Here is a 26,698-nt window from a genome sequence, read left to right on the forward strand (position 1 = left end):
CATCAATACCAGAGACTACAAATCCAGTCGAAGGAGATGGTACAGTTGTCATTTCTTATTTTTTGAATATCGGTTTCTGATGAGACTCAATTATAATAAGCTCAATGGAAACAATGATGATGGAAATTATTACGATTGAAAAATTCTCCTTGACTACCCAGGTATATTTGCCAAAAAATATCCGGCAAGGAGCAAGTCAAAACCCAGACGATTCACCTACAATGTTGTAGAGGATAAAAGCTTGAATAGTTCATTCGCGCCTAACCCGCACAAATGGAGCAAAGGTTCTGACAATTAGAACAAACCGTGAGTTAATATCGTTTTTACCGCCATGCTTTTCATAAATTAGTGATCTTGCTGAGTAAATGTTTCAAATTTATGAACCGGAAGTTCTTTTCAAAAACTTTTTGATCCAAGAAATTTCCAATGCCTTAATTAATTTTATCTCCTAAGATCGCAGCTACAAAGTAAAACTACTAATAACCAGATGTTTCAATACTCCCAATGCAGCAATTGCGCCTGCAGTAAAGAGAAGTGAATCTCCGGCAGAAATGGTGTGATCCACAAAACCTGTTTCGCAAAAATTAATCAAAAATAGTATCAGAGTAAGTCAGTTTTTGTAATCAGTCACTATGGTAAGCAAATGCTTATCGAGGTGTAAAAAAAAGTCAAGAAATTCTCTGCTAACTCCATATGTACTTATTATGATTATTCCTGCAATGATCTACACCAATACATTTAATATGCTTCTCCCAATGACTTGAAGACAGAAACCTATTTCATTTACCTTTTATTGCTTTTGTACTATTTCTGTAAACTGATTTTGCATAAAGATAGTAATAATATTATAAAAGATAGTAATACTATCATAAAATATTTTTATCTTTGGGGCGCTAGAAAAATCATACTAAGACAATTGAATTCATGGAACTGTCATTGAATAAAAATGAATAATAATTGTTTCTACGTGATCCGGAAGAAACAGAACTCATGAGGAGATCATAAAAATAGTATAATACTGATCCATAAAACAGGCTTTGAGTCGTTCACATTTAAAAACTTCCAGAAAAAATAGGTACAACAGAGCTGGTATATACAAGTATTTTAAGAAAATAAGCACAGGTTGCTTATTTATATTGTTTCCTGGTATTGGAGCTGGCTGGAGTTTAAGGTAATGGTTCACACTAATAACGTTGAATCACACAAGTTAAGCTAAAAAAAATAATTGAGATACTTACAACTGATGTCAAGGATGAAATAGAGACCAAGCATATTGACGAACGTTTATTGCACCCAGATCGTCAGAATGGAAGGATCAAAAGCATACCTCCCAAGAAATGTAACTGACGATAATAAGCAGCAATTATTTAAACCTTCCAAAGATCTTTGTGGAACGGTAGCTGCAGCTATTCTGGAGTAATAACCCTAAATATAAATATCACGTTCACTTGCAAGCAGTATCATTGAGATGGCACATTATCAAACTTTTTATGCTGAACCTTCCCATGCTATTTATTTTGGCAATGTGAAGGATGACGAGGAAAGTGATAAAGTTTTTTGGAGGATATGGTTTTGCGTCTATAAAATCCTGACCGGGCATGAGATTGACTTATATAAATATATAAAGACTCAAGTCCAGGATTGGATTATGGTAGAAAGCGGGAAGAATCTTAAAATCTCAAGAATTTCATTCCAAAAACCATGGATTTTTAGTCAACTGTTTGATTTTAGAGTCAGAAATTAGTTTGAAAATTTTGTAAAGGAAAATCTTTACCTTTGCCCTCCCAATAGTAAAATATTGGAAAACCAGCAGAAGTAGCTCATTTGGTAGGCTGACCTTGTTAAGGTCAAGGGTGGCCAGTTCGAGCCAGTCTTCTGCTCCAAAACTCTCTCTTTTTGAGAGAGTTTTTGTTTATAAGAATAGTTCTATCTTTAGTTTGAGTATGCTCTGGTGGTGGAACTGGTAGACGCAGGACTTAAAATCCTGTTCCCGTTGAGGGAGTGCGGGTTCGATTCCTTGAGTGCAGATAATAAGTTAAAACCCCTGTAAATATTTCACTTCTGGAGTTTTGTGACTCTATGTCTCCTTTTCTATTACTTAAACATTACAAACATTTAATACTCTATCATTCATCATAATGGTTTTTCGCCAAAATTTTCATCTTTAAAATTACTTAGATTTTGATATTCCCAAACTTGATTGCGTTTTCAAATTTCAAGAAATGTTGTTACTTGGTTTCTTTAAACATTTAAACAAATCTAACTTGGAAACTATCATTGTTGCTATTGTAGCTTTAATCATTACTTATTTCATAGTAAAGGTGCGGTTGAATCTACAATTGGTGAAAAGATGAAAAAACATCTTACTTCTCAAGCTGAATACTTGGAGATATTTAGCGCAAAAGATAGGATGCACTCAGAAGGAATTTCAACAATGAAAAAAACCCTTGGTCGGAAAGATAAACCTTCAACAAAGAAAGAGTAGTTATAATTGCCGCAATTATTTATTTTCATTTGATGCAGGTGGGAAATTTATTATTTCTCTCCTTATTATAAATTTAGGGCGAACATCTTGGATCCTACAACTCCGACCGGCTTTGCTTTCGAAATACTCAATCAGTTGAATATAAACTCTCATAAGGTTGCATCATCCGTTCATTTAATGTTCTTTTCAGTCGCTCCGCTCCGCCCTCTGTGATAAATTCACCTAAGTTTTGCCATGCGATTGACTTTTGACTTATCGCCCCTTTGGCTTCTCCCTTATGACCTTTGGTGCTGGCATTGTTATAAAATGAAATAATTTATTTGAGTTGGAATGTTAGGTTTTGTTAGGTTTTTCTGTCTACTTTCATCTTCCGATTCGTTGTAAGGTGGTACCCAAAAAACCTTCTTAATGTCCTCTTGCATTTCTTGAGATAAGTCAATATTGACTGTTAAAATTGATAATTCTTCACAGAATAATTTTCAAGTAAATACTATCTTACTTACTTCCACATTTTCCAATTCAGGGTATTTATTTAAGGAGTCTTTTCAAAGTCATATTACAAGATAGTCAAGAATTTCTATTTATTCTTCCTGCCTGCTTAGCAATTGTCAACCTTATGATGGTGGACTAAATGCGGAGAATTGGGTAAGTTCATCATAAAAATTGCTACTATAAAAGGGTAAGGGCTTTTAAGGCTTCACCTGAAGCGTTTTAAGGCTCTCTGCAGGTTGCTCATAGGGAGAATTCAAGATATGCCTTTTTGTTTAGAAGCTTTGCATTGGCTCTAATTTGGTTCTTCCTTGCCTTCTTATCTTCTTTAGAAAGGATACTATCATCAAGGATGAAATCTTTTTATAATCAATTCATCAAAGTTGAATCCGAAAATAACGCCTAGTTCCTTACCTACAATAAAGGTAGTGTGGATGTATTTAAGTGTTTCTTTTATTCGGTAACTGAGAAGGCATCGCCTTTGTGATTTTGTCGTATGTATCCATTAAGTCTTGATTGCATTGGAGGATAAAGTCAAGTTTCAAAATATCGTTAACTGTTAGCTTCCCATTCGAAATAGCTTCCCGGGTGCAATATTTTTTCTCAAACCGGATTAAGAAATCAATTATATCTATGCCTATTGATGATAAATCCCTTCGTATTGGCTTTAAATATAGTTGTTTCAGTCGCCTTCTTCATCATACATTTTTACAATCTCAATTCCTTTCTTGACAAAGTATTTACCATGTACTTCAGGTTTGTTTAGATGCCCGGGTAAATCTAAATGATTCTGAATAACAATCTTTTAGGCTTTTATTTGTGTTAAAAGTTTGCTGAATGGTCAAACTCCTCTCTGGGCTGGGAACAAGTCTACATTGATTACATCAGATACATAGAGAAAGTGCATCGCGAAAATCCATACAAGGGAAAAGTAATGTTGTACCCATTCCATAAACATTGGAAATTTCCGCAACTTTTAGTTGCCCGGTTGCCTCATTCATCTTAATGGATATTTCCGTATGATGTCTTCATCCTATAATTGGATGCTACATTTTTCACCTGAAGAAAAAAACTTTCCTCGCATTGGTTGAAATGAGGTTGCTCAACTTTCAGCATCTTACCTGTGTCTTTTACCAAGTCATTCGCGCTTAAGCTTAGTCATCCCACAAAAATCCCCTGCCTTATCGTAGGGGGTTTTTTATTTGAATGTTGTAAGGATTTCTGATGCTTTGAATTTACATTCCGGGAAAATATGTATTTCAATTTCCGCCCATCCTCCGCGACTAACAAAGACTAACAAGTCGTCAGTACCTTTGATGTCACCAGTCCCAAACAGATACCCCTGCATTTTATAGTTTTGCCAGATGCTCGAATGAAAGTGAGTTATTAATAAGCTTATAAATAGATTCTTCATTCTTTTTTAAAAGTAGCTAGAAATTGACCTACGGGCGAGCCTCTGCCACACTTCCCTTTACTACTGCGAATGGAAAGCGATTAATACGCGCTCAGGTAAATGGCCTTTACTGCCATCCTGAGGGTAATGGCTTGTTGGTACAGGTTTTTTTGCTTATGGGTCAAAATATGATGTCTTATCCCTTCCATGCTTATGCAGTTTTAGAGGTTTCAATCATATGCGATTCAAGAAGCTTATTCAGGTCTTCAAGCTTTACAAAAATCTTTGAGCCAAATTGACTAAAAGGAATAATTCGCTTTGACCTCCACGACTGCCAAGTACGGTTACTTATACCTAAGAGCGGAGGTACATTTTTAGATTCAATCCAATTTAACTTGAATGATTGCTCCGGCTTTTGCTTTAGTAGTTCTTTGATTGTGATGATGTCCTGCTCGATTCGATTCAGTTTTCATGGGATGGAGTAGAGTTATTGACTTCATTTGCTTATTAATTTCCCGTAAAATTCGCGATTAATGGCAAAGGAAAAAGTACTGATTCAATGCAAAAGAATAGAGTTGTTGGTACTCCATACCTGCAATAGTTTTTAATCAGTTCGTCAGGTGAAGAAATTCTAACCAATCCATCAACATTATTGAGAATCACAAAATCGAAATAAATTCATGTATTAAAAGATATAAACCTTTTTTATTCTTGTTTTACTGGAATATCGATAGCAAATATGATAAGCAATTTTTTATTATATCCCAAAGCTTGTAATTCACATTTAGTCTTTTTTGGTATAAGACTTTGACTTTGCTGGCTTAATAAGCTTCCCTTTTAAAGACTGGGAGATGATTAATAAATTAAGAGTATATAAAATTTTACTTTTCCTGTTTTGTTTTGATAGTTACCTCATAAAATCTGAATTTATTGCATCCACAATTTTAAATCTTTCAGCATCTGTCTGTAAAATGTTTTAAAAGTTTCATCATTTAATTAACGAGTTTGAGTTATTTCTACAACAACATAACAAACCAGCAAGGTTGTCAATATTATTTTACTCCATATCTTTTGAAAATTCCTTATCAAATTAAATTGCTTTTGGTCTATTTCTAAAAGTAGGGCTTGGGAGTGCCAAGTTCAGTATAAAGTCGCCTTCGGAAAAATATTCGGAAAGTACTTATCAAGAAAATCAATATTAGCGCCACTGATAATCATGCGAATAGTTTTAACATAGCTTCCTCAACTTTCGCATCATCTAAAGATGTAATGTAAGTTTCCAGTTGTAGCAAATTTTCATGACTAAAACCGCCTGAATCATTTTAGGATTCATGTCCTTATCAAGTGCATATTGCACACACGAATGGCGTGAAATGCGAAATGTAACTGTTTTAGAAATGTCAGCCTTTTCAACTTCTCTTTAGATTCTTGCCAAATATTGTATTCCAGGATACTATCTTATTATAGATGCTCTTTTCATGTCCGGCTAAAATCTTTCATTACTAAAGAACTTAAGCTTATCATCTAATTCTCGAAAAGAAAATCATCAAGCTTTACCCCACCCAAGATGTATTGTTTGAGTTGCTTTTTGCTTCAGGTATTAATGGAATATTCTATTGAGTTGACACTATTCCTATTCTTTGACACCTAACTTACAATAGCTTAGCCTTCAGCAACATTTGACCGTAGCATGATAATAAGGTCGCCTGCTCTTATGCCTCCGCAGTAAGCAAATAAAGAAGCAATTACCGGGTATCGGTTTAAAGATGAATCCTTTTCAAGTTTTAAATCTTCATCTCTAGCAATTTCACCACCGTCAATTTGATTTTATTGGTGGTGTTTATCTTACCTTAAATTTATCAAAAGGGTTTTGGCTTATTTCTATAATATCTTCTTGAATAGCTTGATTAATTAGCCCGCATATTTTGAAATGTTCATACACGGGTATTTTGATGCAAGCCTGACATATAAGTTTTCAAAGTCTTTTAGAAAGGTGACTGTTATTCTATCAAATGGGGACATGCTCATTTTTCTACAAGTCTTTTAGTTTATTATTTAAAGTTGTTGATATCGCTTAGAAGTACGATAAGCCCCGGATTCAGCAAATCTTTTTATTATGCGATTCAAGAACAACATAAAATCAGTTGATGATTCACCCTTGAATCTCTTTACTATCTTTCCTTACTTGGATTTTAGAGCGGGCTCAAACTCTCTTTGTCACTCTTTAATTGGCTTAGTTGTCTTGCCAATGAATCATTGGAAGCAGTTTCACCCTCCGCGCCCGTGTCAATTTTCCTGCCTTCCTTCATGAAAGCTTCCGAGTAGGTACTGAAATACCAGTTTTTAAAAGTTTGTGTTTCCGGTCTTGGTGAGATTCGGATAGTGTCATATAGACCCGAGCATTAGTACGGTTGTTCACCCAAAAAGTTAAATGGTATTTCATAGTTTTGATGTCAGATTCCCACTCAATGATACCAAAAGTATTGACTACTTAAACATTTACTTAAACATTTTCTGCTTTGGAGATGGCTCTGATGCTTTCCATGTTTTGACATTTCCCATAGAAAAATATCTACACTAGCAGATAAGAAAGCAAGCGGAAAGGAAATCAAATACAGGCTAAAATGCCCGCCCGGAGTACTGTTGAAGTGTAGCGTAAGTTTAAGTGTAGGTCTAAGGACTCAAACTTAAGCTGGCACTTACACTTTTTTGTGCAGTAAATTCTCCGTCATTTATTGGTTCAAAATCTATCGCCCAAAGCATTAGATCATTAATATCAAAATCATGTATTCATTTTTATATTATTACTTATACAAACTAGCAGTGAAAAGAAATCCTGATGTAAACTATTGTCTATAGTAATACTTATTGTATATATAATTTCGTTTATCAACCTTTCTATTAATGTATTTGACAGGGCGAGAAGAATAAAGCGTGAAGCAATAATAAATGTACTATTGATTATTTATTTTACAATCCATTTTTACCATTGTAATTTTTTTGACCGAACTATTAGTTATTATTGGCTTATGGTGATCTTCAATGACAAAATCGCTCCTCTTATTGATCGCTCTTCAATTTTGTGATCTGTTGTATATGGATTTCCTTCAATGAGAATCAGTAACGGAACAGATACTGATTCTGACGAATGTGCATTCGAGTAGGTGGCACAATATTTTTAAAGCTTGGATTCAGCAATTATCAAATTGCTGGTTAATTCTAAAGGCACTTATTATATAGTAAAGCAAGACGAGTCTCTTGGTCCATATTGGCTTTCAGGATTCGAATCGTTCATGGTGCACATCGGGTAGAAATGAAAGGAGAGTCTTTACAGAAGAAAAAACTACCCGCAAAACAAGTCAAAATTGACATATTACATTAAAAAACTAACTTAGCCATTCGATGCTATAACAAAGTGAGATTGTTGAAATGTACATTGAATTATTTTTTGTAAGTTTTAAATGGTCATCTGTCGTAATTAAATATCAGTATGGTTAAAATTAAAATCTGGATTAAAGAACGATACCGGCAAGCGGTAAACAGCATTGCGTTTACCCTGCTATTATTGCTATAGCCTTCCTCCTGATTTCTTTCCTGAGCATAACCTTTGATTTTTCCGACCAGGGAAAACAATTCAAATCGCAATTACACTGGCTTCGGCTGGGTGATGCTTCGACTGCCCGAAGTATTATTTCCTCCATCGCTGCCGGAATTATTACGCTCACTGTATTTAGTTTTTCAATGGTGATGATTGTGCTGAACCAGTCAGCCTCACAATTGAGTAACCGCATTTTAGACAAGTTAATAGGAAGTCGGTTCCAGCAAGTTGTTTTAGGTGTTTATGTAGGTACGATTGTATATTCACTATTTTTATTAAGTTCGATCAGAGATATAGACTCCGGTATCCGTATTCCTGCTTTGAGCACCTATTTATTGATTCTGATTACGATACTGGATATATTTATTTTCATTTATTTTCTTCATTATATCACACAATCTGTAAAGTATGTTGTAATCATCCGTAGAATTTTTAAAGAAACTAAAAGCCATTTAGAACACAAATGTTGTTTATCAGAAGAACCTTCTGTATCCCCGTTGATTGAAAACGGATATGTAATTTATTCTGATACTTCTGGAATTTATGAAAACTTTGATAAACATTCATTACTTCATATAAGCAATGAAAATGATTGCTCGCTTCAGATTTTACCAACCCCCGGTACATTCATTTTAAAAGGTTTACCGATTGTGAATTCCGACAAACAACTACCTGATGATGTAATTCGAGAGATAAATGACTCGGTGAATTTGCATTTTACAGAATCAGTTGAAGAAAACTTCTTCAATGGCTTTCGCCAATTAAGTGAAGTTGCCGTTAAAGCGCTTAGCCCAGGTATTAATGACCCCGGCACTGCAATTGAAAGCATGAGGGCATTATTTCAATTATATGCTCATAGGGCTTGTCATTTTCCTGACAATGTAATTAAAAACGAAAATAATAAAATAAGAATTATTATTAACGAATTATCATTCGAAGATATATTTGAAAGAACCCTGCTGCCCATTTGGGATTATGGAAAAAACGATAGAATGATACAGCATGAAATACGGCATCTTTTAACTATGCTTTTTTCATTATACCAAAATACATTTGTAGGAGAATTATTGCATGAAGTAGAATTGAAAATTCTGAAAAAATAGAAATCAGAGCAATGAACATAAATTTTAAAAATATTTTCACTTTTTTAAAATAACCGCCAATGAATGGGTTCAAAAATTGATTTAAAATAAATAGATATGAAGATAGACTCCGTATTAGAAAAATTAAAAAATGCTTTTCTGCAAAATTGGAATGAGTTTATATATCATGTCCCTGATATTATTCTTGCCATTTTAATAATAGCTGCTGGATTTTTCGTGGCAAATTTTATAACCAAACATTTTAAAAAAGTAATTTCAAAAAAATCACACGACCCGTTAATGATAAATTTTTTGTCCAAGGCTGTTAAAACCTCGTTGCTTATTTTAATAATCATGTTTGCATTGAATACTGCAGGGCTAAGCAGCATAGCTGCGGGAATTCTGACCGCTGCCGGTGCTTCAGCCCTCATACTTGGTTTTGCTTTTAAAGATATTGGTGAAAATTTTATTTCTGGAGTTATTCTATCATTTAGCAGACCTTTTAACTTGGATGATACCGTTAAAATTGATGAGATTTTTGGTAAAGTAAAAGCGCTTGAGTTTCGTTACACCAAAGTTAAAACATTTGACGGGCGCGATGTTTATATTCCCAACAGCGATATAATTAAGAAGGCGGTTTATAACTATACGGAAGACGGTTTTTTCAGATTAGATTTCATCGTTGGTATTGCATATGAAGATAACATAGAAGAAGCAAGACAATTAATTTCAGAAACTGTTAGAAATACAGAAGGAGTTATTGATGATGAAAGCCATGAGGTCTTTGTTACTGCTGATGAGCTTGCCGTGAGCACCGTTAACTTAAAAGTTTTCTTTTGGGTTAAAACCATTGAATACAGAAAGCAAGCACTTTTGATTAAAAGCAAAGTAATTACCAACGTTAAAAATACCATACTTGAAAAAGGACTCAGCCTTCCTGCAGATATTACAGAAGTTAAATTATACGGCAGCGAAACATCTATACCTGTTTTATTAAAGAAAGAAGAATGAGAAAGGTAGGGAGAAATTCTTTTTTGGTTTGATTAATTCCTTTCCTTATCTATCTTGCCTATTTAAGGTGGTTTCTATCGTAATTTCAGCATTATACAAAGTGAAACCAAGAAAGTTTATAGAAAGTTATTCATTTCCAAAAACCTTATTTATCTTGCTATCCAGCATTTAGAAATCATCCATAATTTGAAATCTAAAACGATTCATCATTCTTAATTATTAAACCCAAACAATACCAATTCATGAAATCAATTTACACACTGATTTTTTTATTTGCATTAACTACAACAAGCATCTTCGCACAGTGTCCTGTTGGACAAGCACAAGTAACGATCGATATCACAACTGACGACTGGGGCTATGAAGGATATTTTCAACTTGTGCCCGGTGGAAATAACTGTGGCGTCGGAACAATTTTCGAAGGTGGAAATACGCTCGTCGGATGCAATGGCGGCGGTGCACAAAATGTTTCTTCAGGTGGATATGGAAATCATGTTACCGTAACAGAAGGTCCGTGGTGTCTTGATCTTGGAAGTACGTATGATCTTATCTTTACGGATGACTATGGTGATGGCGGATTTATTTTTACTGTAAACATCGACGGTTTTCCAGTTTATACCGGACTTACTGGAACAGGTAATAGTCCCGGATCGCATATTCCATTTGTAGTTCAACCGGCACTGACGCACGATGTATCCGGCAAAAAAATTTCAATGCCTTCTTATGTTAACCTTGGTAATGTAAACGTTTCCGGAATATTGTTGAACCGCGGTACTGATACACTGACATCAATGGATCTTAATTACTCTATTGATAACGGAACAGTTTACACAACTTCTGTTTCCGGATTAAGTGTTGCACCTTTTACAACTTACGATGCAGTTCATCCAACTGCATGGGTTGCTTCTGCCAATGGAATTTATTCCGTGAAAATGTGGGCTAGTAATATCAATGGTACTAGTGATCTCGATCAATCAAATGATACTGCTTCGAAATTGATCAACGCCGGACCTGCAACTCCGAATTATATTGACGATTATATTGGTATAACTCCTATACTTACTGTTATAGGTAGTGCTGCAGATGGAATTGATGTTCCGCGTGATCTGGATTTTCATCCTGTGCTTACACGAAATGAACTTTGGGTAATTTTAAAAAGTACAGAAAATTCAGGTGGTAAAACTGTGAAGTTTACCAATGCAGGACAAGCAGGACAAACTGCTTTACTGCAACAAGACGGAAATGCATGGCACTTCATGTCATTGCCAACAGGAATTGCATTCAGTGATAATGAAAATTTTGCTACATCACCCGGAGTGTATGATGCGAATCACGGAAGTGGAACTCCTTTCACAGGACCAACACTTTGGTCAAGCGACCCTCTGATCTATGCACAACCTTCCGGTGGAAATGGAAGTCACCTGGACATGTTACATCAGAGTCCGCATGCAATGGGAATTTGTCATGAAGTTGATAATGCATTCTGGGTATATGATGCGAATGAAAATGATATCGTGCGTTATGATTTCGTAAATGATCATGGTCCGGGAAACAGTGATCACAGCGATGGAATCATCAGACGTTTCGGAGGATTAGGATTGATGGGTGAAACTACACATCATGTTCCAAGTCATTTGATACTTGATAAAGAACCGGGAATGTTGTATATCGTTGATACCGGTAACGACAGGATTCTTAGAATGGATATCAACTCAGGAACTTTTCTGAACAATCTTTCGCCTTACGAACCTACTGCTGAATATTCAAGCTGGGGTAATGTAACATTCAATCTTTTTTCTGATTCAGGTCTGACAGAACCAAGTGGAATTGATCTTATCGGAAATCGACTTATTGTTTCTGATTTCGCAACAGGTGATATTATTATCTATGATAAATCAAATGCAACAGGTGTTGAGTTAGGTAGAATTGTTACCGGCACTCCGGGAATCATGGGCGTTAAGATCGGACCTGATGGAAAGATCTGGTATGTGAATGCAACAACAAATGAAGTCATCCGAATTGATGGAGTGTCAGTTGGAGTAGATGAAGTCGCTGCAGAAATGACAATGAATGTTTATCCAAATCCGGCAACTTCACAAGTTTATGTTTCTTCGAATAGTTCGTTTAATATTTCTGATGTAATGATCTATGATGTAACAGGAAAATTAGTTGAATGTTCCGGAAGCAGAATCAATGAGCATACTATAGCTGTTAACATTGATAAACTTTCTCAAGGTGTTTATTTTGCGGTACTGAAAAATGATACGCAGATAAAAACCGGTAGGTTTGTGAAGAAGTAGTTTTCTTTGATCAAAGTTTGTTGGTCACTGTCATTAGGTCAAAGGTAAAGGGTCAAAGGTCAATCGCTACCAAATAGCAATTAACCTTTGACCATCGCTTTTTAATTTCTACTTCATTCTACTTCATTTACTTCATTCCACTTCACTTCATTCCACTTCATTCCACTTCATTCCACTTCATTCCACTTCATTCCACTTCATTCCACTTCATTCCACTTCTTTTCCTTTTGACCTTTCATTTCCCCCTTTTAATTTGAAAAATTTCACGTTTCAAAATAAAAAACTACTTTCGACCAAATTCCGAATTGGAATTTTTCAAAAAAGATAGATCAGATGATTTTTTCAAACGCATCACAATTCAATAAGAAGTCAGTTTTAATTTTGATTTTCTTTCTGTGTTTTTGTCTGAAAAGTAATGCTCAGAACACAAATAATATTGACAGTATCATTGCCGTTATTGAAAGTTCAACCAATGATAGTTTGATCGGACAGAAGTATATTGAACTTGGAAGGGCGTACATCCAGACGGATATGAAAAAAGCTTTTGAAAGTTTTGATAAAGCAATTCATATCGGAAAGAAAAACGAATTGTTAAGTATTGTTGGAGATGCTTATAGCAATAAAGGGTTCGCTTTTATTCTTACTGGTGAAAAGGGTAAAGTATTATCTTATTTGGATTCTGCTATGACCTTTATTGAAGGTTCGGATAATAAAGTTGTAAAAGCTGCTATATTTCAAAATTATGGAAATTATTATCATACAGTCGGGAATGAAGCTGAATCTATGAAGTATCATTTGTTAAGTTTAAAATTGCGTGAAGAGTTAGGTGATACGCTTGGACAAGCGAGAATTTATAATGGTATAGCAGGAATTTATCTGGCGCAAAAGAATAGTGAAAAGGCTTTGGAGTGGTATCGCAAAAGTCTGGAAATAGTTCGGAATGGAAAAGATAAAGCAGTTGTCAGTATTGTTTTAGGAAACATCGGTAATGTTCTTATGAAGATGGATAAACTTGATGAAGCTTATTCAACTTATATGGAATTACTCGTATTGTCAAAAGCAACCCAGAATAAAGACGGAGAGGTGATTGCAAATATGGGTTTTTCAAAGATTGCTTATGACAGAGGTAATTTTAATGATGCACTAAGTTATTTGAAAATTGCAGAGACATTAAGTAAGGAAGTAGGAATCAATTCCCGTTTTATAATTATCTATGGCAAGATGGGAGATATTTATATCAGGACTAAAGAATACAAAAAGGCTTTAGTGTATTATGAACGCCTTTATGCAGACGCAAAAAAAATGGGGACGAGAAGTTCAGAAGCAAATGGGCTTCAACTCTTGGCCCAATGTTATTCTTTGATGGGAGAACATGAAAAAGCGTATAAGTATCTGAGTGAATATACGCAATTGAACGATTCAATTTTTGAAAGATGAAAGGCAAGTTCAATTGACTGAAATGCAGACAAAATTTGAGACTGAGAAAAAGGAGCAGGAGAATAAAATATTGTCAGGACAACTACAGGTTCAGGAACTTGAATTGAGTAAGAAAAGAAATCAGATGATAGGCCTTTTTATTCTGCTGGTTTTATTTATTCTGATCACGCGATTAATACTAAGGCAAAATAAACTGCAACATGAACAGACGACTGTTATCATGAAGCAAAAATTATTGCGGACACAAATGAATCCGCATTTCATTTTTAATTCGTTGACAACGATAGAGAGTTTTGTTTATGAGAATCAGCCCAAGGAAGCCGGAAAGTACTTGTCTGATTTCGCAAGATTGATGCGCTTGATCCTTGAAAATTCGGCGGAAGAATATATTCCACTTAGTAAAGAAATAAAGACACTTGAATATTATCTTTTGTTGCAGAGATTGCGTCTTGAAAATAATCTGACATACCGGATCGTAACAGATGGAATAGAAAATATAAATAATGTTCATATTCCACCAATGCTAACTCAACCGTTCATAGAAAATGCAATTGAACATGGCTTCAGGAATAGTACAAAGACAGGGAATATAGACATTGAATTCACTAATCTCAATGATTCTGTATTACAGATTAAAGTTACAGACAATGGAATCGGAATTGATTCAGGGAAAAAGAGTGAAAGTAAAGCAAAGCATAAATCGATGGCTATTGACATTACAAAAGAGCGTTTGCAAGTTCTGAATAAATCGAAAAAACAGAAGGTAACATTCGAAATTTCCGATATTTCAGTGCCGGGAAGTTCGGATTCGGGCACAATGGTTTTATTCACTATTCCATTGGTCTGAGAAATTATTAATTTAGTATCATTACAAAATAATGGAAACTCTAAAAGTTATAATTGTCGACGACGAAAAACGTGTCAGGACTTCCCTAAGACACCTGGTCACTATGTATTGCCCTAATGCAATTGTAGTTTCGGAAGCCGGCGATGTTGAAACAGCTTTTACGGAGATCAATAAATTTTCTCCTGATGTTGTTTTGCTCGATATCCAATTGTCAGGCAGGTCGGGATTTGATTTGCTTAAAAAACTGGTTCCAATCAATTTCAAAATTATTTTTGTTACTGCTTTTAATCAATATGCAATTCAGGCATTCAAGTTTTCTGCAATTGATTATCTTTTGAAACCTGTTAGTCCTGATGAATTGGTTGCAGCCTTACAAAAAGCGTCAACTCTCATCGACAAAAAAGACCTTGCTTTTAAAATTGAAACGTTGTTGGCAAACATGGAAAATCTTTCGCATGAGCCAAAAAAGATTTTACTGAAGACACAGGAAACCGTTTACATTGTTAATCTATCTGAGATCATACCGTTGTGAAGCCGATAGAAATTATACACGGTTTTATCTGACCGAAAATAGAACGATACTTGTTTCCGGTTCACTGATCGACTATGATGAAACTTTGACACCGTCAGGTTTTTTCCGCGCGCATCATTCGCACTTGATCAATTTAGAATGTATTTCGAAGATTGAAAAACATAAGATGACAGTTGTGTTGAAAGATGGTTCTGTTATTCCTCTTGCTAACCGGAAAAAGGATGCTTTAATTCAATTCCTTGAGAAAAGTATTAAGTGAGATGGTGAATATCATGGTTTTTTTTAACACAAGATCACTTAGTTTTCAGCACAAGAACACTGAATGATAAGAATATTGCTTGTGTCCCTGATAGTATCCCGGAAAAAAGAAACACCAACAGGGGAGAAGCAGGAAGAAAAAGGGGCAAGGGGGGGGAAGGCAAGAGGAGAAGGAAAAGAAAAGGGGGGAAGCGGGGAGAGGGAAGGAGAGCCGCGGGGGGGGAAAGAGGGAGCGGAGCGGCGAGGGAGGAAAGAAGAGGAGGAAGGGGAAAAAAAAGGGGCCAGGCCGAGGGGGGCGAGAGAGGGGAAGGAAAAAGAAGAAAAGGGGGGGGGGGGCGCGCCGCCCCGGAAGGCGCGGGGAGGGCCGGGAGCGAGAGGGGGGCCGGGCAGAGAAAGGGCCCCCCCCCCCCCCCCTTTTTGGGCGCCCCTTTTCCCCCGCCCCGCCACAAAAATCGCCGAACCTCGCCATTTCGTCAAGGTTTTAGTTTTTCCTGAAAAACCTTCCTTGTCAGGATTTTTCTTTATTGAGGCCACATTCCCGCCGCAATTTCGATACACCAGCCCCCCCTCCCCCCCCCTGGCCCGCCCCCGGGCTTATTATTGGGGGATTGTGCAAAAGCGACTTGCCGGCCCCCCGCACATGCGACCCCCCCCCCCCCAGCTGTCGGGATTGTGCAGATTTCAGTTTTTTTTTTTTGTGGGTTTGGGGGGTTGGGGGGGGGGGGGGGGGGGGGGGGGGGGGTTTGGGGGGGGGGGGGGGGGGGGGGGGGGGGGGGGGGGGGGGGGGGGGGGGGGGGGGGGGGGGGGGGGGGGGGCTGGGGGGGGGGGGGGGGGGGGGGGGCCCCGCAGAACGGCTTGTAAGCACATATAACTTGATAACTTGAAAAATTCTTGGGATGTAATCGTACAAAATTTGCGAGGTTTGCGGTTGGGGGAAGGGTAAGGGTTTAGAGCATCCCCCGCCCGCGGGAAGACAGGCAATTGATTTTTGATTTGAAAAACGACAATCCAACATACAATTGATTGACTTTCTCCGGGAACATTTCCTATACTTGTTTTTATAGGGGGGGGTATAAAGAAGTTAGCAGCATTCAAGGGGGGGGGGGTGCTTGAAAGGCCGGTTAAAAACCCTGGGGGTCCCAACGTGGTTTTTGGGCCCAGATACTGGTGTTTATATTTCATTTTTTTTTTTTTTTTTTTTTTTTTTTTTTTTTTTTTTTTTTTTTTTGGGCATTAAACACCGATTTTGCTCATTTTTCAACGCTGGATAGCCAATTTCACACGCCTGTACATCTTCGCTTGCCATGCTTAATTTGTTTTGCAATCTTTGATTTCAGGAAGACCGGTGTATATCAATTAACATCGTTTTTTACCAAATAGGAATTGCCTCAAATCAAGTACATGAAAAAAATTACTCTGCTATTTTATTTCTCAGTCCTGAGTATTGGGTTAGTCAATGCGCAATTCACCTGGAACAGAATCTGGGATTATCGTTATGGCGGTACGTCGGGCGATTATCAATCTACTTTTGAAAAGACGAGAGACGGTGGTTACTTATTATCAGGAAGAACATCTTCTGATTCTTCAGGAAATAAGTTTTCTCACATGTTTGGAAACGGAGCATTTGATTACTGGGTAGTGAAAGTAAATTCTGCCGGTATTATGCAATGGGAAAAAAGTATTCGTGCTTCCGGCAATGATATGTTGTGGAGTATGGATGTAACTTCAGATGGTGGTTATATTCTTGGCGGTACATCTGATTCTCCGTTTGGTGGTGATAAAATGCATGCTTCACGAGGTGGTACGGATTACTGGATCGTAAAACTTGATTCATTAGGAAATGTTTTATGGGATCAGGTTTATGGTGGATCGGGTGATGAAGATTTCAAATATATTATGGAGACTGCAGACGGAGGTTTTTTAGTAGGTGGTGATTCCAGATCAGGTGTTGGTGGTGATAAAACGGAACCGAAATATGGAATTAACGATTATTGGGTTGTGAAAACGGATGCTCAGGGAGTGAAGCAGTGGGATAAAGTGTATGGTGGACCGGGTTATGAGCAATACAGAGTTTCGGTTCAAACATCAGATCATGGATTTATTCATGGTGGTTCTTCTTCTTCGGGCGTCGGTGGAAATAAAACGGATAATACTATGGGTGGAATTGACTACTGGTTAGTCAAAACAGATTCTATGGGAACGATAATCTGGGATAACTCATACGGTGGAAATGCTGATGACAATTTTCACAACATAATTCTTACTCCGGGAGAAAACATGTTGATAGGTGGATGGTCATTAACGGATGTGAATGGTGATAAAACTCAACCCACAAACGGGCAATATGATCTGTGGATACTAAAATTAAATTCTGCCGGTGCAATTCTTTGGGACAAAGATTATGGTGGAACAGGAATTGAAGATGAATTCAATCATTTTTATGAAACTGCTGATCATGGATTTTTGATAGCTGCTGTATCCTATTCGAATACCGGAGCAGATAAAACAGATGATAATTTGGGTGTTGAACAAAATTGGGTATTGAAAATAGATTCATTCGGAATCAGGAAATGGGACAAGACAATTTTTTCTCTAGGGCACAATGAAGGACTTCAGATAAAGCAGACTCTTGATCCAAAATGCTATGTAGTTTTTACAGGTGATAACGGATTAATTGGCGGAGATAAGACTCAGGATGCCTGGGGTGGATTCAGCAATGATTTCTGGATCATCAAATATTGTCAGGGTGAAGTAAATGCAGTGAGTGAATTAAATTTCAGTGACGAAGAATTACTGGTTTATCCAAATCCATTTATCAATGAAGTAAAAATTCATCTGAATGCTTCGGCACATAAAGGTGAAGCGAATGCTGATATGTATGACATATTGGGACATAGAATTTTATCAAGATCATTCAATAGTGATTTGACAATTAATACATCTGATCTGCCTAAAGGAATTTACATCCTGGAAGTTTACGCTGAAGGTAGATCATCAATAAAAAAGATTGTCAAATAATATCAGACCCAAAACCCTAATATAACGCCCAAGTAACGAATTCTGTATTTGAAATTGAAAGCATATCCGGAATCGTTAGAGTGGGTTCATTACCGGCAGCAAATCTATAGCGTGTACGATTTGCTGCTATTTTTAAAATTCATTTTAATCAGAAGTTCAGATCGATCAATCGTTTCTCTCATGGTTTGGTTGCGCGGTCTGGACTTTTTTTATTTTTATTATTGCGAGTCTGTTTTAATTAGAAATTAGTCCTATTCCTTCTGTGTAATTGTAATACTAATTCCTCGTCGGAATGTCGCTTATTGCTTACCAAATCGAAGGAACATTACTAATTTCCGCTCAACATTCCGACTAGCGTCTTGGTATTTACTCCTTTTGATATTTTTTTACCTTTTTGAGAATGTTCCTTCGATCATATTGCAATCATATATTTCTTTTTTTTAATTATAGAATATTATAATCAGATGAATTCATTTTCCGTATTTTTGAAAAGTGAATAATAAATACGCCATCGTCGATATTGAAACTACAGGGACCTATGCTGCTGCACACAGCATAACTGAAATTGCAATATTATTGCATGACGGTGAGAAGGTGATTGAGAGTTATTCAACCTTGATCAATCCGGGGACAACTCTTGCACCTTTTATTACCAGGCTTACCGGAATCACCAATGACATGTTGAGATCTGCACCGCCATTTCATGAAGTGGCAAAGAAGATCTGGGAAATGACAGACGATGCAGTATTTGTTGCACATAATGTGAACTTCGATTATTCATTCATAAGAGAAGAGTTCAAGCAATTAGGTGCTGATTTCAAAAGAAAGAAGTTGTGTACCGTTCGTTTGAGTCGTGCAGCATTTCCGGGACAAGCTTCATATAGCCTGGGAACTATTTGCAACCAGCTCGGAATAAAGATAAATGACAGACATCGTGCATTGGGAGATGCAGAAGCGACAGTAAAACTTTTTGAAAAGTGTATTAAAGTTGACGATGAAAAACACTTGAATGCATTGCTGAAGAGAAATCCATTGCAAACAGTTTTACCGCAATCATTGCCGGCAGAGAAATATAATGACCTCCCGGAAAGTATCGGTGTTTATTATTTTCATGATACAAATGGAAAAATAGTTTACGTAGGAAAGCAATTAATATAAAAAAAGAATTTATTCTCACTTCACAGGGAAAGGAAAAAACAGGTTGTCATTTATGGATGCCATTGCTGATATCACATATCAACTTTGCGGAACTGAATTGATTGCCTTATTGCTTGAATCGGATGAGATCAAGAAACATTTTCCAATGTACAATAGAGTGCAGAAGTTTGATAAAACTTTTTTTGTATTGTCTGAATACATTAATCAGAAAGGAATTCGCCAACTTAATTTTTCAAAAGCGCATAAATCGATTCGCTCTATTAAAAATTTTAACACACACGATGAAGCTTGCGAAACATTGCGGGCGATCTCTGATGAGTTTGAATTGTGTACACGTTTCAGCGGATTGCAATCGACACAAGGAGCTTGCTACAACTACCACTTGAAAAAATGCAGAGGAGTTTGTATTGGTGAAGAAGATGTAGATATTTATAATAAGAGAGTGGAAGATGCTTTAAAAAGTCTGACAGGTGTTGAATCAAAGATGATAATTGATGAAGGCCGTTCCTATGGCGAGCGATCTGTTATTTTGATTGAAGAAGGATTTTATAAAGGCTTTGGATACTTTAAAACCGGAGAAGAGCCGCAAACTATTGAGGGTGCTAAAGCAGTAATCACTCCTTTTAAACACTCCGGGGATGTGAACAGGATTTTAAGGAGTATCTGTTAAATTGTTCAGGCAATTTAATTTAATAATGGATTGTTGATCATGTCAAAAGTTTTAGGTTTCTGAGCTTATTTTTTCTTCAATTCGATGTTTTAAAAATCTAGTCCAAAATTTATTGGAATAATGCAAAGTAAGTTCCCATCGAATATTTCATTATTTACGCATTAGCTTGGTCAGATAGTCTAAAAGCCTACCACCTTACAGTTTTATTAGAAGACAAATTTGATTTTTAGTATTTTTTTAGAAGTTGCTGAAAGCCTTTATCGACGCGGCATTCGGACGTTTTTTTATCTGTTTTTTTCTTGTTTAACCTACTTTCAGTCTTCAGCAAAAAGGTGTGCTCAATTGGTTCATTTTCAAGATAAAATCCCTGTTTAAGCGGTAGTTTGTCCCTTTTTGTATCAGGAATCCAATCTTACACCTGTCATTTTCTCCCGATTGATGCGGAATACTTAGTCAAACATGCCCGTTAGACTACTTCGGAAAGCGACCTGTATCCAAAATTCCACACACACCACACACATCCCCGGGTCGTTCTTCCACACCACACTCCAATGAATGCCACGCTTACCCACACAAAGCAAGGCAGACTAAGCAGTAGCAACACCACATTGCTACTGCTATTTTTCTGCTCATTATTTTTCGCCATCTCTGTTAGCGCGAATGTTACCATAACCAGAGCTACAGGAGGTTCGATTTCCGCCGACAAGGCCGCAAATGCTATCTCCCCAACCTATACTACCCTTGGTAATGTTCGCCTAACAGAGGGTGCGACTTCTGATTTTGCAGCAGGAACAAATCTCACTCTTACGCTCAATGCACCGACCGGTTGGAATTTTAATCCCGCTGCTAACATCACTGTTACTGCAACCGCTTCACGGAATATTACAAGTCCGATAATACTTTCAAAGACTTCAACAATCATCACAGTTCAGTTCAACGTCACAGGTACTACACTCGCTGACGTTTTAACTATTTCAGGTATTCAGGTATGGGCAACTGATGGTGCAAAACAATCGGTGAATGGAAACATTACACGTGGCGGTACAGCAACAATTGCCGGTTGTGCAGCCGGAGCAAATTTGGGAACATTAAGGACTACAGTCGGTGCGACAAGGCTAGTTGTGACATTGCCTGGTCAGACATTGACGGATGCAACCACTTTTGCAGGAAGCGGATTTACAGGTACACCATCAACACGTACAGCAAATACTTCTTTTTCTCTGACACGAATCACAGCATGCGATCAGTTTTATAACAGAATCACAACATATACCGGTGCAAAAACGATCTCATATACTGGTCCCGGAACGGCATTGAGTGCGCCGACATTTACTACAGCAGTAAGTTTTACATCGGGGCAATCAACAACAACATTGACAACTAAACTGACAAAAGCAGAAGTAACAACATTAACCGTAACTGATGGAACTTTCAGCGGAGTGACCAGTACGAATTTTACAGTTCAGCCCGGTGCTCATAATAATTTTATTGTTGAAGCTGATGGTGGAGGTATAATAGGAACTCAAATTGCGGGAACGGCATTTAGTTTGCGGATCACTGCAAGAGATATTCAAAACAATACCTGCAGTAGTGGAACAAACAATTTTACAGGAACAGTCAACCTTACTTCTACAGGAACACTTACAACAGGTGGTGGAACAAGTGCTGCATTTGTTGCCGGGGTATTATCCGGAAAAGTTGTAAATATCAGTAACACCGGAAACCGGACCATTACAGTAACCAGAACATCTAGTACACAAACAGGAACAAGTAATGCATTTGATGTTGAGAATCCTGTTCCTACGATTGCAAGTATTTCTGCTCCGTGTAAAACTACAGGTTCGCCAAATTTTACTTTGACGGTGACCGGTACATTTTTTAATGCAACAACGATCATTAAAGTCGATGGTGTAAACCGGACGACAACGTATATTTCTGCAACTTCTGTTCAGGCAACAATTCTTGCTGCTGATATGAGTGTTGCAGCAACGAAATCAATTACTGCCTTTAATCCAACGCTTGGTGGAGGAACATCATCACCGGCCATCATGACAGTGAGTACTATTCCTGTTATAGTTACACAACCCGTTTCACAAGAAGTTTGTTCGGGTAGCACAGCCATTTTCACAGCATCTGCGACCGGATTCGGTATTTCTTATCAGTGGAAAAAGAATGGAATTGCTTTAGCAGATGGCGGGAATGTAAGTGGCGTGAATACACCAACATTAACAATTTCAAATGCAGATGCAGGCGATGCTTCAACCAATTATACTGTTTCAATTTTAAGTGCGTGTTTTGCAGATGTAGTTTCTTCATCGGTTTCATTGGATGTAGATGCAACAACAGATGGCGGAGCGCTTCCATTGTTAACTGAACATTGTTCCGGAAATGCTTCCGGTACCTTGAATCTCACAGGAAATTTGGGTGAAGTTATACAATGGGAATGGTCGTTGGATAATTTTGCAACAGCCGGAAATGTTATTTCAAACACTACGATTACTTATAATTATACAAATTTATCTGCAACCACTTATTTCCGCGTCTTAGTAAAAAGCGGAGTTTGTCCGGAAGCATATTCTTCTGTAGCAACTGTAGTTGTGAATTCACTTCCCGCAGTGCCTGCAGATCCCAGCGCCAGTACACCACAATGTATTGATTCAACAATAACTTTAACGAGACTTACGCCACCATCAGGCGAAACCTGGTATTGGCAATCTGCAGCTACAGGCACATCCATTTCGGAATCAGGAATTAATAAATATGTAACCACAAGCGGTACATATTTTGTGCGTTCACAGAATGATCTTACCGGATGTTGGAGTAGTGGGGCAGGCAGTGTAACAGTGAATCTGAATGCAGCAACTACAGGAAGTCAGACACTTTCAGTATGCGACGGTACCAACGTAACATTGCCCGATGCAAGTGTTGTAACTACAACAGGTGTTTATTTTAGTCACTTAACGAATGCATCTGGATGTGATTCAACAATCACAACGAACTTAACGGTTATTCCGAATACAACTTCAACTCAGACAGTTTCAATCTGTGATGGAGCAACTCATACTTTACCTGATGGAGCAACTGCTACTACAACAGGAACGTATGTTTCTCACATTTCAAATGCAGCGGGATGTGATTCAACGATCACAACGAACTTAACAGTTATTCCAAATACAACTTCAACTCAGACTGTTTCGATTTGTGATGGTGCGACTCATACTTTGCCTGATGGCGCTACAGCGACTGTTTCCGGAACGTATGTTTCTCATATTTTAAATGCTGCGGGATGTGATTCAACGATCACGACGAATTTGACGGTCATTCCAAATACAACATCGACTCAAGATGTTTCAATTTGTGATGGAGCGACTCATACTTTACCTGATGGAGCAATAGCAACTGTTACTGGAACTTATGTTTCACATATTGCAAATGCAGCAGGATGTGATTCAACGATCACGACGAACTTGACGGTTATTCCAAATACAACTTCAACTCAAACTGTTTCGATCTGTGATGGTGCGACTCATACTTTACCCGACGGAGTCACTACAACTATTACTGGAACTTATGTTTCACATATTGCCAATGCAGCAGGATGTGATTCAACGATCACGACGAACTTGACAGTTATTCCGAATACCACTTCGACACAAACACTTTCGATCTGTGATGGCGCAACTCATACATTACCTGATGGAGCGACAGCAACCGTGACCGGAGTTTATATTTGTCATATTGCAAATGCAGCGGGATGTGACTCAACTATCACAACGAATTTAACAGTTATTCCAAATACAACATCGACTCAAACTGTTTCGATCTGTGATGGAGCGACGCATACTTTACCTGATGGAGCCTTTGCAACTGTGACTGGTGTTTATGTTTCTCATATTTCAAATGCAGCAGGATGTGATTCAACGATCACAACGAATTTAACGGTTATTCCAAATACAACGTCGACTCAGACAGTTTCGATCTGTGATGGAGCGACTCATACTTTGCCTGATGGCGCTACAGCTACAGTTACAGGAACTTATGTTTCACACATTGCAAATGCAGCAGGATGTGATTCAACGATCACGACTAACTTAACGGTCATTCCAAATACAACATCGACTCAAACTGTTTCGATCTGTGATGGAGCAACGCATACTTTACCTGATGGAGCTTCTGCAACTATCAGTGGTGTTTATGTTTCTCATGTTGCTAATGCTGCCGGATGTGATTCAACGATCACGACTAACCTAACAGTTATTTCAAATACCACTTCAACTCAGACTGTTTCAATTTGTGATGGAGCAATGCATACATTGCCTGATGGAGCTTCTGCAACCATTTCCGGAACGTATGTTTCTCACATTGCAAATGCTGCAGGATGTGATTCAACAATTACAACGAACCTGACTGTTATTCCAAATACCACTTCTGCTCAAACTGTTTCGATTTGTGATGGAGCGACTCATACTTTGCCTGATGGAGCTTCTGCAACCATACTGGAATGTATGTTTCTCATATTGCAAATGCTGCGGGATGTGATTCAACGATCACAACGAACTTAACGGTTATTCCAAATACAACATCAACTCAAACTGTTTCGATCTGTGATGGTGCAACGCATACTTTACCTGATGGAGCTACTGCAACAATCAGTGGAGTTTATGTTTCTCATATTTCAAATGCAGCGGGATGTGATTCAACGATCACAACGAACTTAACGGTTATTCCAAATACAACTTCGACTCAAACTGTTTCGATCTGTGATGGTGCTACTCATACTTTACCTGACGGAGCAACAGCAACCATTTCCGGAACTTATGTTTCTCACATTTCAAATGCTGCAGGATGTGATTCAATAATTACAACGAACCTAACGGTTATTCCGAATACAACATCAACTCAAACTGTTTCAATCTGTGATGGTGCTACGCATATTTTACCTGATGGATCTACAGCAACAACTTCGGGAACTTATGTTTCACATATTACAAATGCAGCAGGATGTGATTCAACGATCACAACGAATTTGACGGTTATTCCAAATACAACTTCAACTCAGACTGTTTCGATCTGTGATGGAGCGACTCATACTTTACCTGATGGAGCTACAGCAACCGTGACAGGAACTTATGTTTCACATATTCCAAATGCAGCAGGATGTGATTCAACGATCACAACGAACTTAACAGTTATTCCAAATACGACTTCGACTCAAACTGTTTCGATCTGTGATGGAGCGACTCATACTTTACCTGATGGAGCTACAGCTACAACTTCGGGAACTTATGTTTCACATATTGCAAATGCTGCAGGATGTGATTCAACGATCACAACGAACCTAACGGTTATTCCAAATACAACATCGACTCAAACTGTTTCGATCTGTGATGGAGCGACGCATACTTTACCTGATGGAGCTACTGCAACTATCAGTGGAGTTTATGTTTCTCATATTTCAAATGCAGCGGGATGTGATTCAACGATCACGACGAACTTAACGGTTATTCCGAATACAACTTCGACTCAAACTGTTTCAATTTGTGATGGTGCGACTCATACTTTACCTGACGGAGCAACAGCTACGACAACAGGAACGTATGTTTCTCATATTGCCAATGCAGCAGGATGTGATTCAACGATCACGACAAACTTAACTGTGATTCCAAATACAACATCGACGCAAACTGTTTCGATTTGTGATGGCGCTACTCATACTTTACCTGATGGAGCAACAGCAACGGTGACCGGTGTTTATGTTTCTCATATTGCAAATGCAGCAGGATGTGATTCAACGATCACAACGAACTTAACCGTTATTCCAAATACAACTTCGACTCAAACGCTTTCGATCTGTGATGGCGCGACTCATACTTTACCTGATGGAGCAACAGCAACCGTGACGGGTGTTTACACAAGTCATATTTCAAATGCAGCAGGATGTGATTCAACGATCACGACGAACTTGACGGTTATTCCAAATACAACATCGACTCAAACTGTTTCGATCTGTGATGGCGCGACACATACTTTACCTGATGGAGCTACTGCAACTGTTACTGGAACTTATGTTTCTCATATTACAAATGCTGCGGGATGTGACTCAACGATCACAACGAACTTAACAGTTATTCCAAATACAACATCGACACAAACTGTTTCGATCTGTGATGGCGCGACTCATACTTTACCTGATGGAGCTACTGCTACAGTGACCGGAACTTATGTTTCACATATTGCAAATGCAGCGGGATGTGATTCAACGATCACAACGAATTTAACGGTTATTCCAAATACAACATCAACTCAAACTGTTTCGATCTGTGATGGAGCGACTCATACTTTACCTGATGGAGCTACAGCAACTGTTTCCGGAACGTATGTTTCTCATATTGCAAATGCTGCAGGATGTGATTCAACGAT

General features: G+C 37.8%; 13 protein-coding genes. 12 read left to right on the forward strand and 1 reads right to left on the reverse strand.

Going from position 1 to position 26,698, the window contains the following annotated elements; all coding sequences use genetic code 11:
• Positions 1-4,578 precede the first annotated feature (4,578 nt).
• The gene (locus tag IPL24_09205; protein MBK8363844.1) at positions 4,579-4,833 is read right to left on the reverse strand and encodes a helix-turn-helix domain-containing protein; all 255 of its coding nucleotides are present in this window, start codon (positions 4,831-4,833) and stop codon (positions 4,579-4,581) included.
• A 3,056-nt stretch (positions 4,834-7,889) separates the two neighbouring features.
• Between IPL24_09205 and IPL24_09210 the strand changes: the two genes are divergently transcribed.
• The 12 genes from IPL24_09210 to IPL24_09265 form a co-directional block, all read left to right on the forward strand.
• A complete protein-coding gene (locus IPL24_09210; GenBank protein MBK8363845.1) occupies positions 7,890-9,068 on the forward strand; it encodes a DUF2254 domain-containing protein in 1,179 nt (392 codons plus the stop codon).
• 96 nt (positions 9,069-9,164) lie between these two features.
• The gene (locus IPL24_09215; GenBank protein ID MBK8363846.1) at positions 9,165-10,058 is read left to right on the forward strand and encodes a mechanosensitive ion channel; all 894 of its coding nucleotides are present in this window, start codon (positions 9,165-9,167) and stop codon (positions 10,056-10,058) included.
• A gap of 242 nt (positions 10,059-10,300) precedes the next feature.
• Entirely contained in the window at positions 10,301-12,358 is a 2,058-nt protein-coding gene (locus IPL24_09220; protein MBK8363847.1) for a T9SS type A sorting domain-containing protein, read from the forward strand.
• 333 nt (positions 12,359-12,691) lie between these two features.
• A complete protein-coding gene (locus tag IPL24_09225; protein ID MBK8363848.1) occupies positions 12,692-13,795 on the forward strand; it encodes a tetratricopeptide repeat protein in 1,104 nt (367 codons plus the stop codon).
• A 22-nt stretch (positions 13,796-13,817) separates the two neighbouring features.
• On the forward strand, positions 13,818-14,642 hold the full coding sequence (locus IPL24_09230; GenBank protein MBK8363849.1) for a histidine kinase: 825 nt from the start codon (positions 13,818-13,820) through the stop codon (positions 14,640-14,642).
• 31 nt (positions 14,643-14,673) lie between these two features.
• Positions 14,674-15,174 (forward strand): response regulator, encoded by a 501-nt coding sequence (locus IPL24_09235; protein MBK8363850.1) that lies wholly within the window; start codon positions 14,674-14,676, stop codon positions 15,172-15,174.
• Positions 15,143-15,433 carry a LytTR family transcriptional regulator gene (locus IPL24_09240; GenBank protein MBK8363851.1) on the forward strand — a complete coding sequence of 97 codons (291 nt, stop codon included), beginning with the start codon at positions 15,143-15,145 and terminating at the stop codon, positions 15,431-15,433. Before IPL24_09235 ends, IPL24_09240 begins: the two co-directional genes overlap by 32 nt.
• 1,400 nt (positions 15,434-16,833) lie before the next feature.
• Positions 16,834-18,450, forward strand: coding sequence for a T9SS type A sorting domain-containing protein (locus IPL24_09245; GenBank protein ID MBK8363852.1), 1,617 nt, complete (start codon positions 16,834-16,836; stop codon positions 18,448-18,450).
• Positions 18,451-18,942: 492 nt separating this feature from the next.
• On the forward strand, positions 18,943-19,608 hold the full coding sequence (locus IPL24_09250; protein ID MBK8363853.1) for a ribonuclease H-like domain-containing protein: 666 nt from the start codon (positions 18,943-18,945) through the stop codon (positions 19,606-19,608).
• Between the two features lie 52 nt (positions 19,609-19,660).
• Positions 19,661-20,278 (forward strand): hypothetical protein, encoded by a 618-nt coding sequence (locus IPL24_09255; protein MBK8363854.1) that lies wholly within the window; start codon positions 19,661-19,663, stop codon positions 20,276-20,278.
• A gap of 551 nt (positions 20,279-20,829) precedes the next feature.
• Positions 20,830-24,840 carry a hypothetical protein gene (locus IPL24_09260; GenBank protein MBK8363855.1) on the forward strand — a complete coding sequence of 1,337 codons (4,011 nt, stop codon included), beginning with the start codon at positions 20,830-20,832 and terminating at the stop codon, positions 24,838-24,840.
• A partial coding sequence (locus IPL24_09265) for a hypothetical protein (GenBank protein MBK8363856.1) occupies positions 24,780-26,698 on the forward strand: 1,919 nt, incomplete at its 3' end. The genes IPL24_09260 and IPL24_09265, both read left to right, overlap by 61 nt.

This window comes from Bacteroidota bacterium, from assembly GCA_016711505.1.
In the GTDB taxonomy this organism is placed as follows: domain Bacteria; phylum Bacteroidota; class Bacteroidia; order AKYH767-A; family 2013-40CM-41-45; genus JADKIH01.

Bases quoted from the DNA above. Each gene is read 5' to 3' on its own strand.
- IPL24_09215 (MBK8363846.1), top strand. From the start codon at position 9,165: ATGAAGATAGACTCCGTATTAGAAAAATTAAAAAATGCTTTTCTGCAA.
- IPL24_09220 (MBK8363847.1), top strand. From the start codon at position 10,301: ATGAAATCAATTTACACACTGATTTTTTTATTTGCATTAACTACAACA.
- IPL24_09225 (MBK8363848.1), top strand. From the start codon at position 12,692: ATGATTTTTTCAAACGCATCACAATTCAATAAGAAGTCAGTTTTAATT.
- IPL24_09230 (MBK8363849.1), top strand. From the start codon at position 13,818: ATGCAGACAAAATTTGAGACTGAGAAAAAGGAGCAGGAGAATAAAATA.
- IPL24_09235 (MBK8363850.1), top strand. From the start codon at position 14,674: ATGGAAACTCTAAAAGTTATAATTGTCGACGACGAAAAACGTGTCAGG.
- IPL24_09245 (MBK8363852.1), top strand. From the start codon at position 16,834: ATGAAAAAAATTACTCTGCTATTTTATTTCTCAGTCCTGAGTATTGGG.
- IPL24_09255 (MBK8363854.1), top strand. From the start codon at position 19,661: ATGGATGCCATTGCTGATATCACATATCAACTTTGCGGAACTGAATTG.
- IPL24_09260 (MBK8363855.1), top strand. From the start codon at position 20,830: ATGAATGCCACGCTTACCCACACAAAGCAAGGCAGACTAAGCAGTAGC.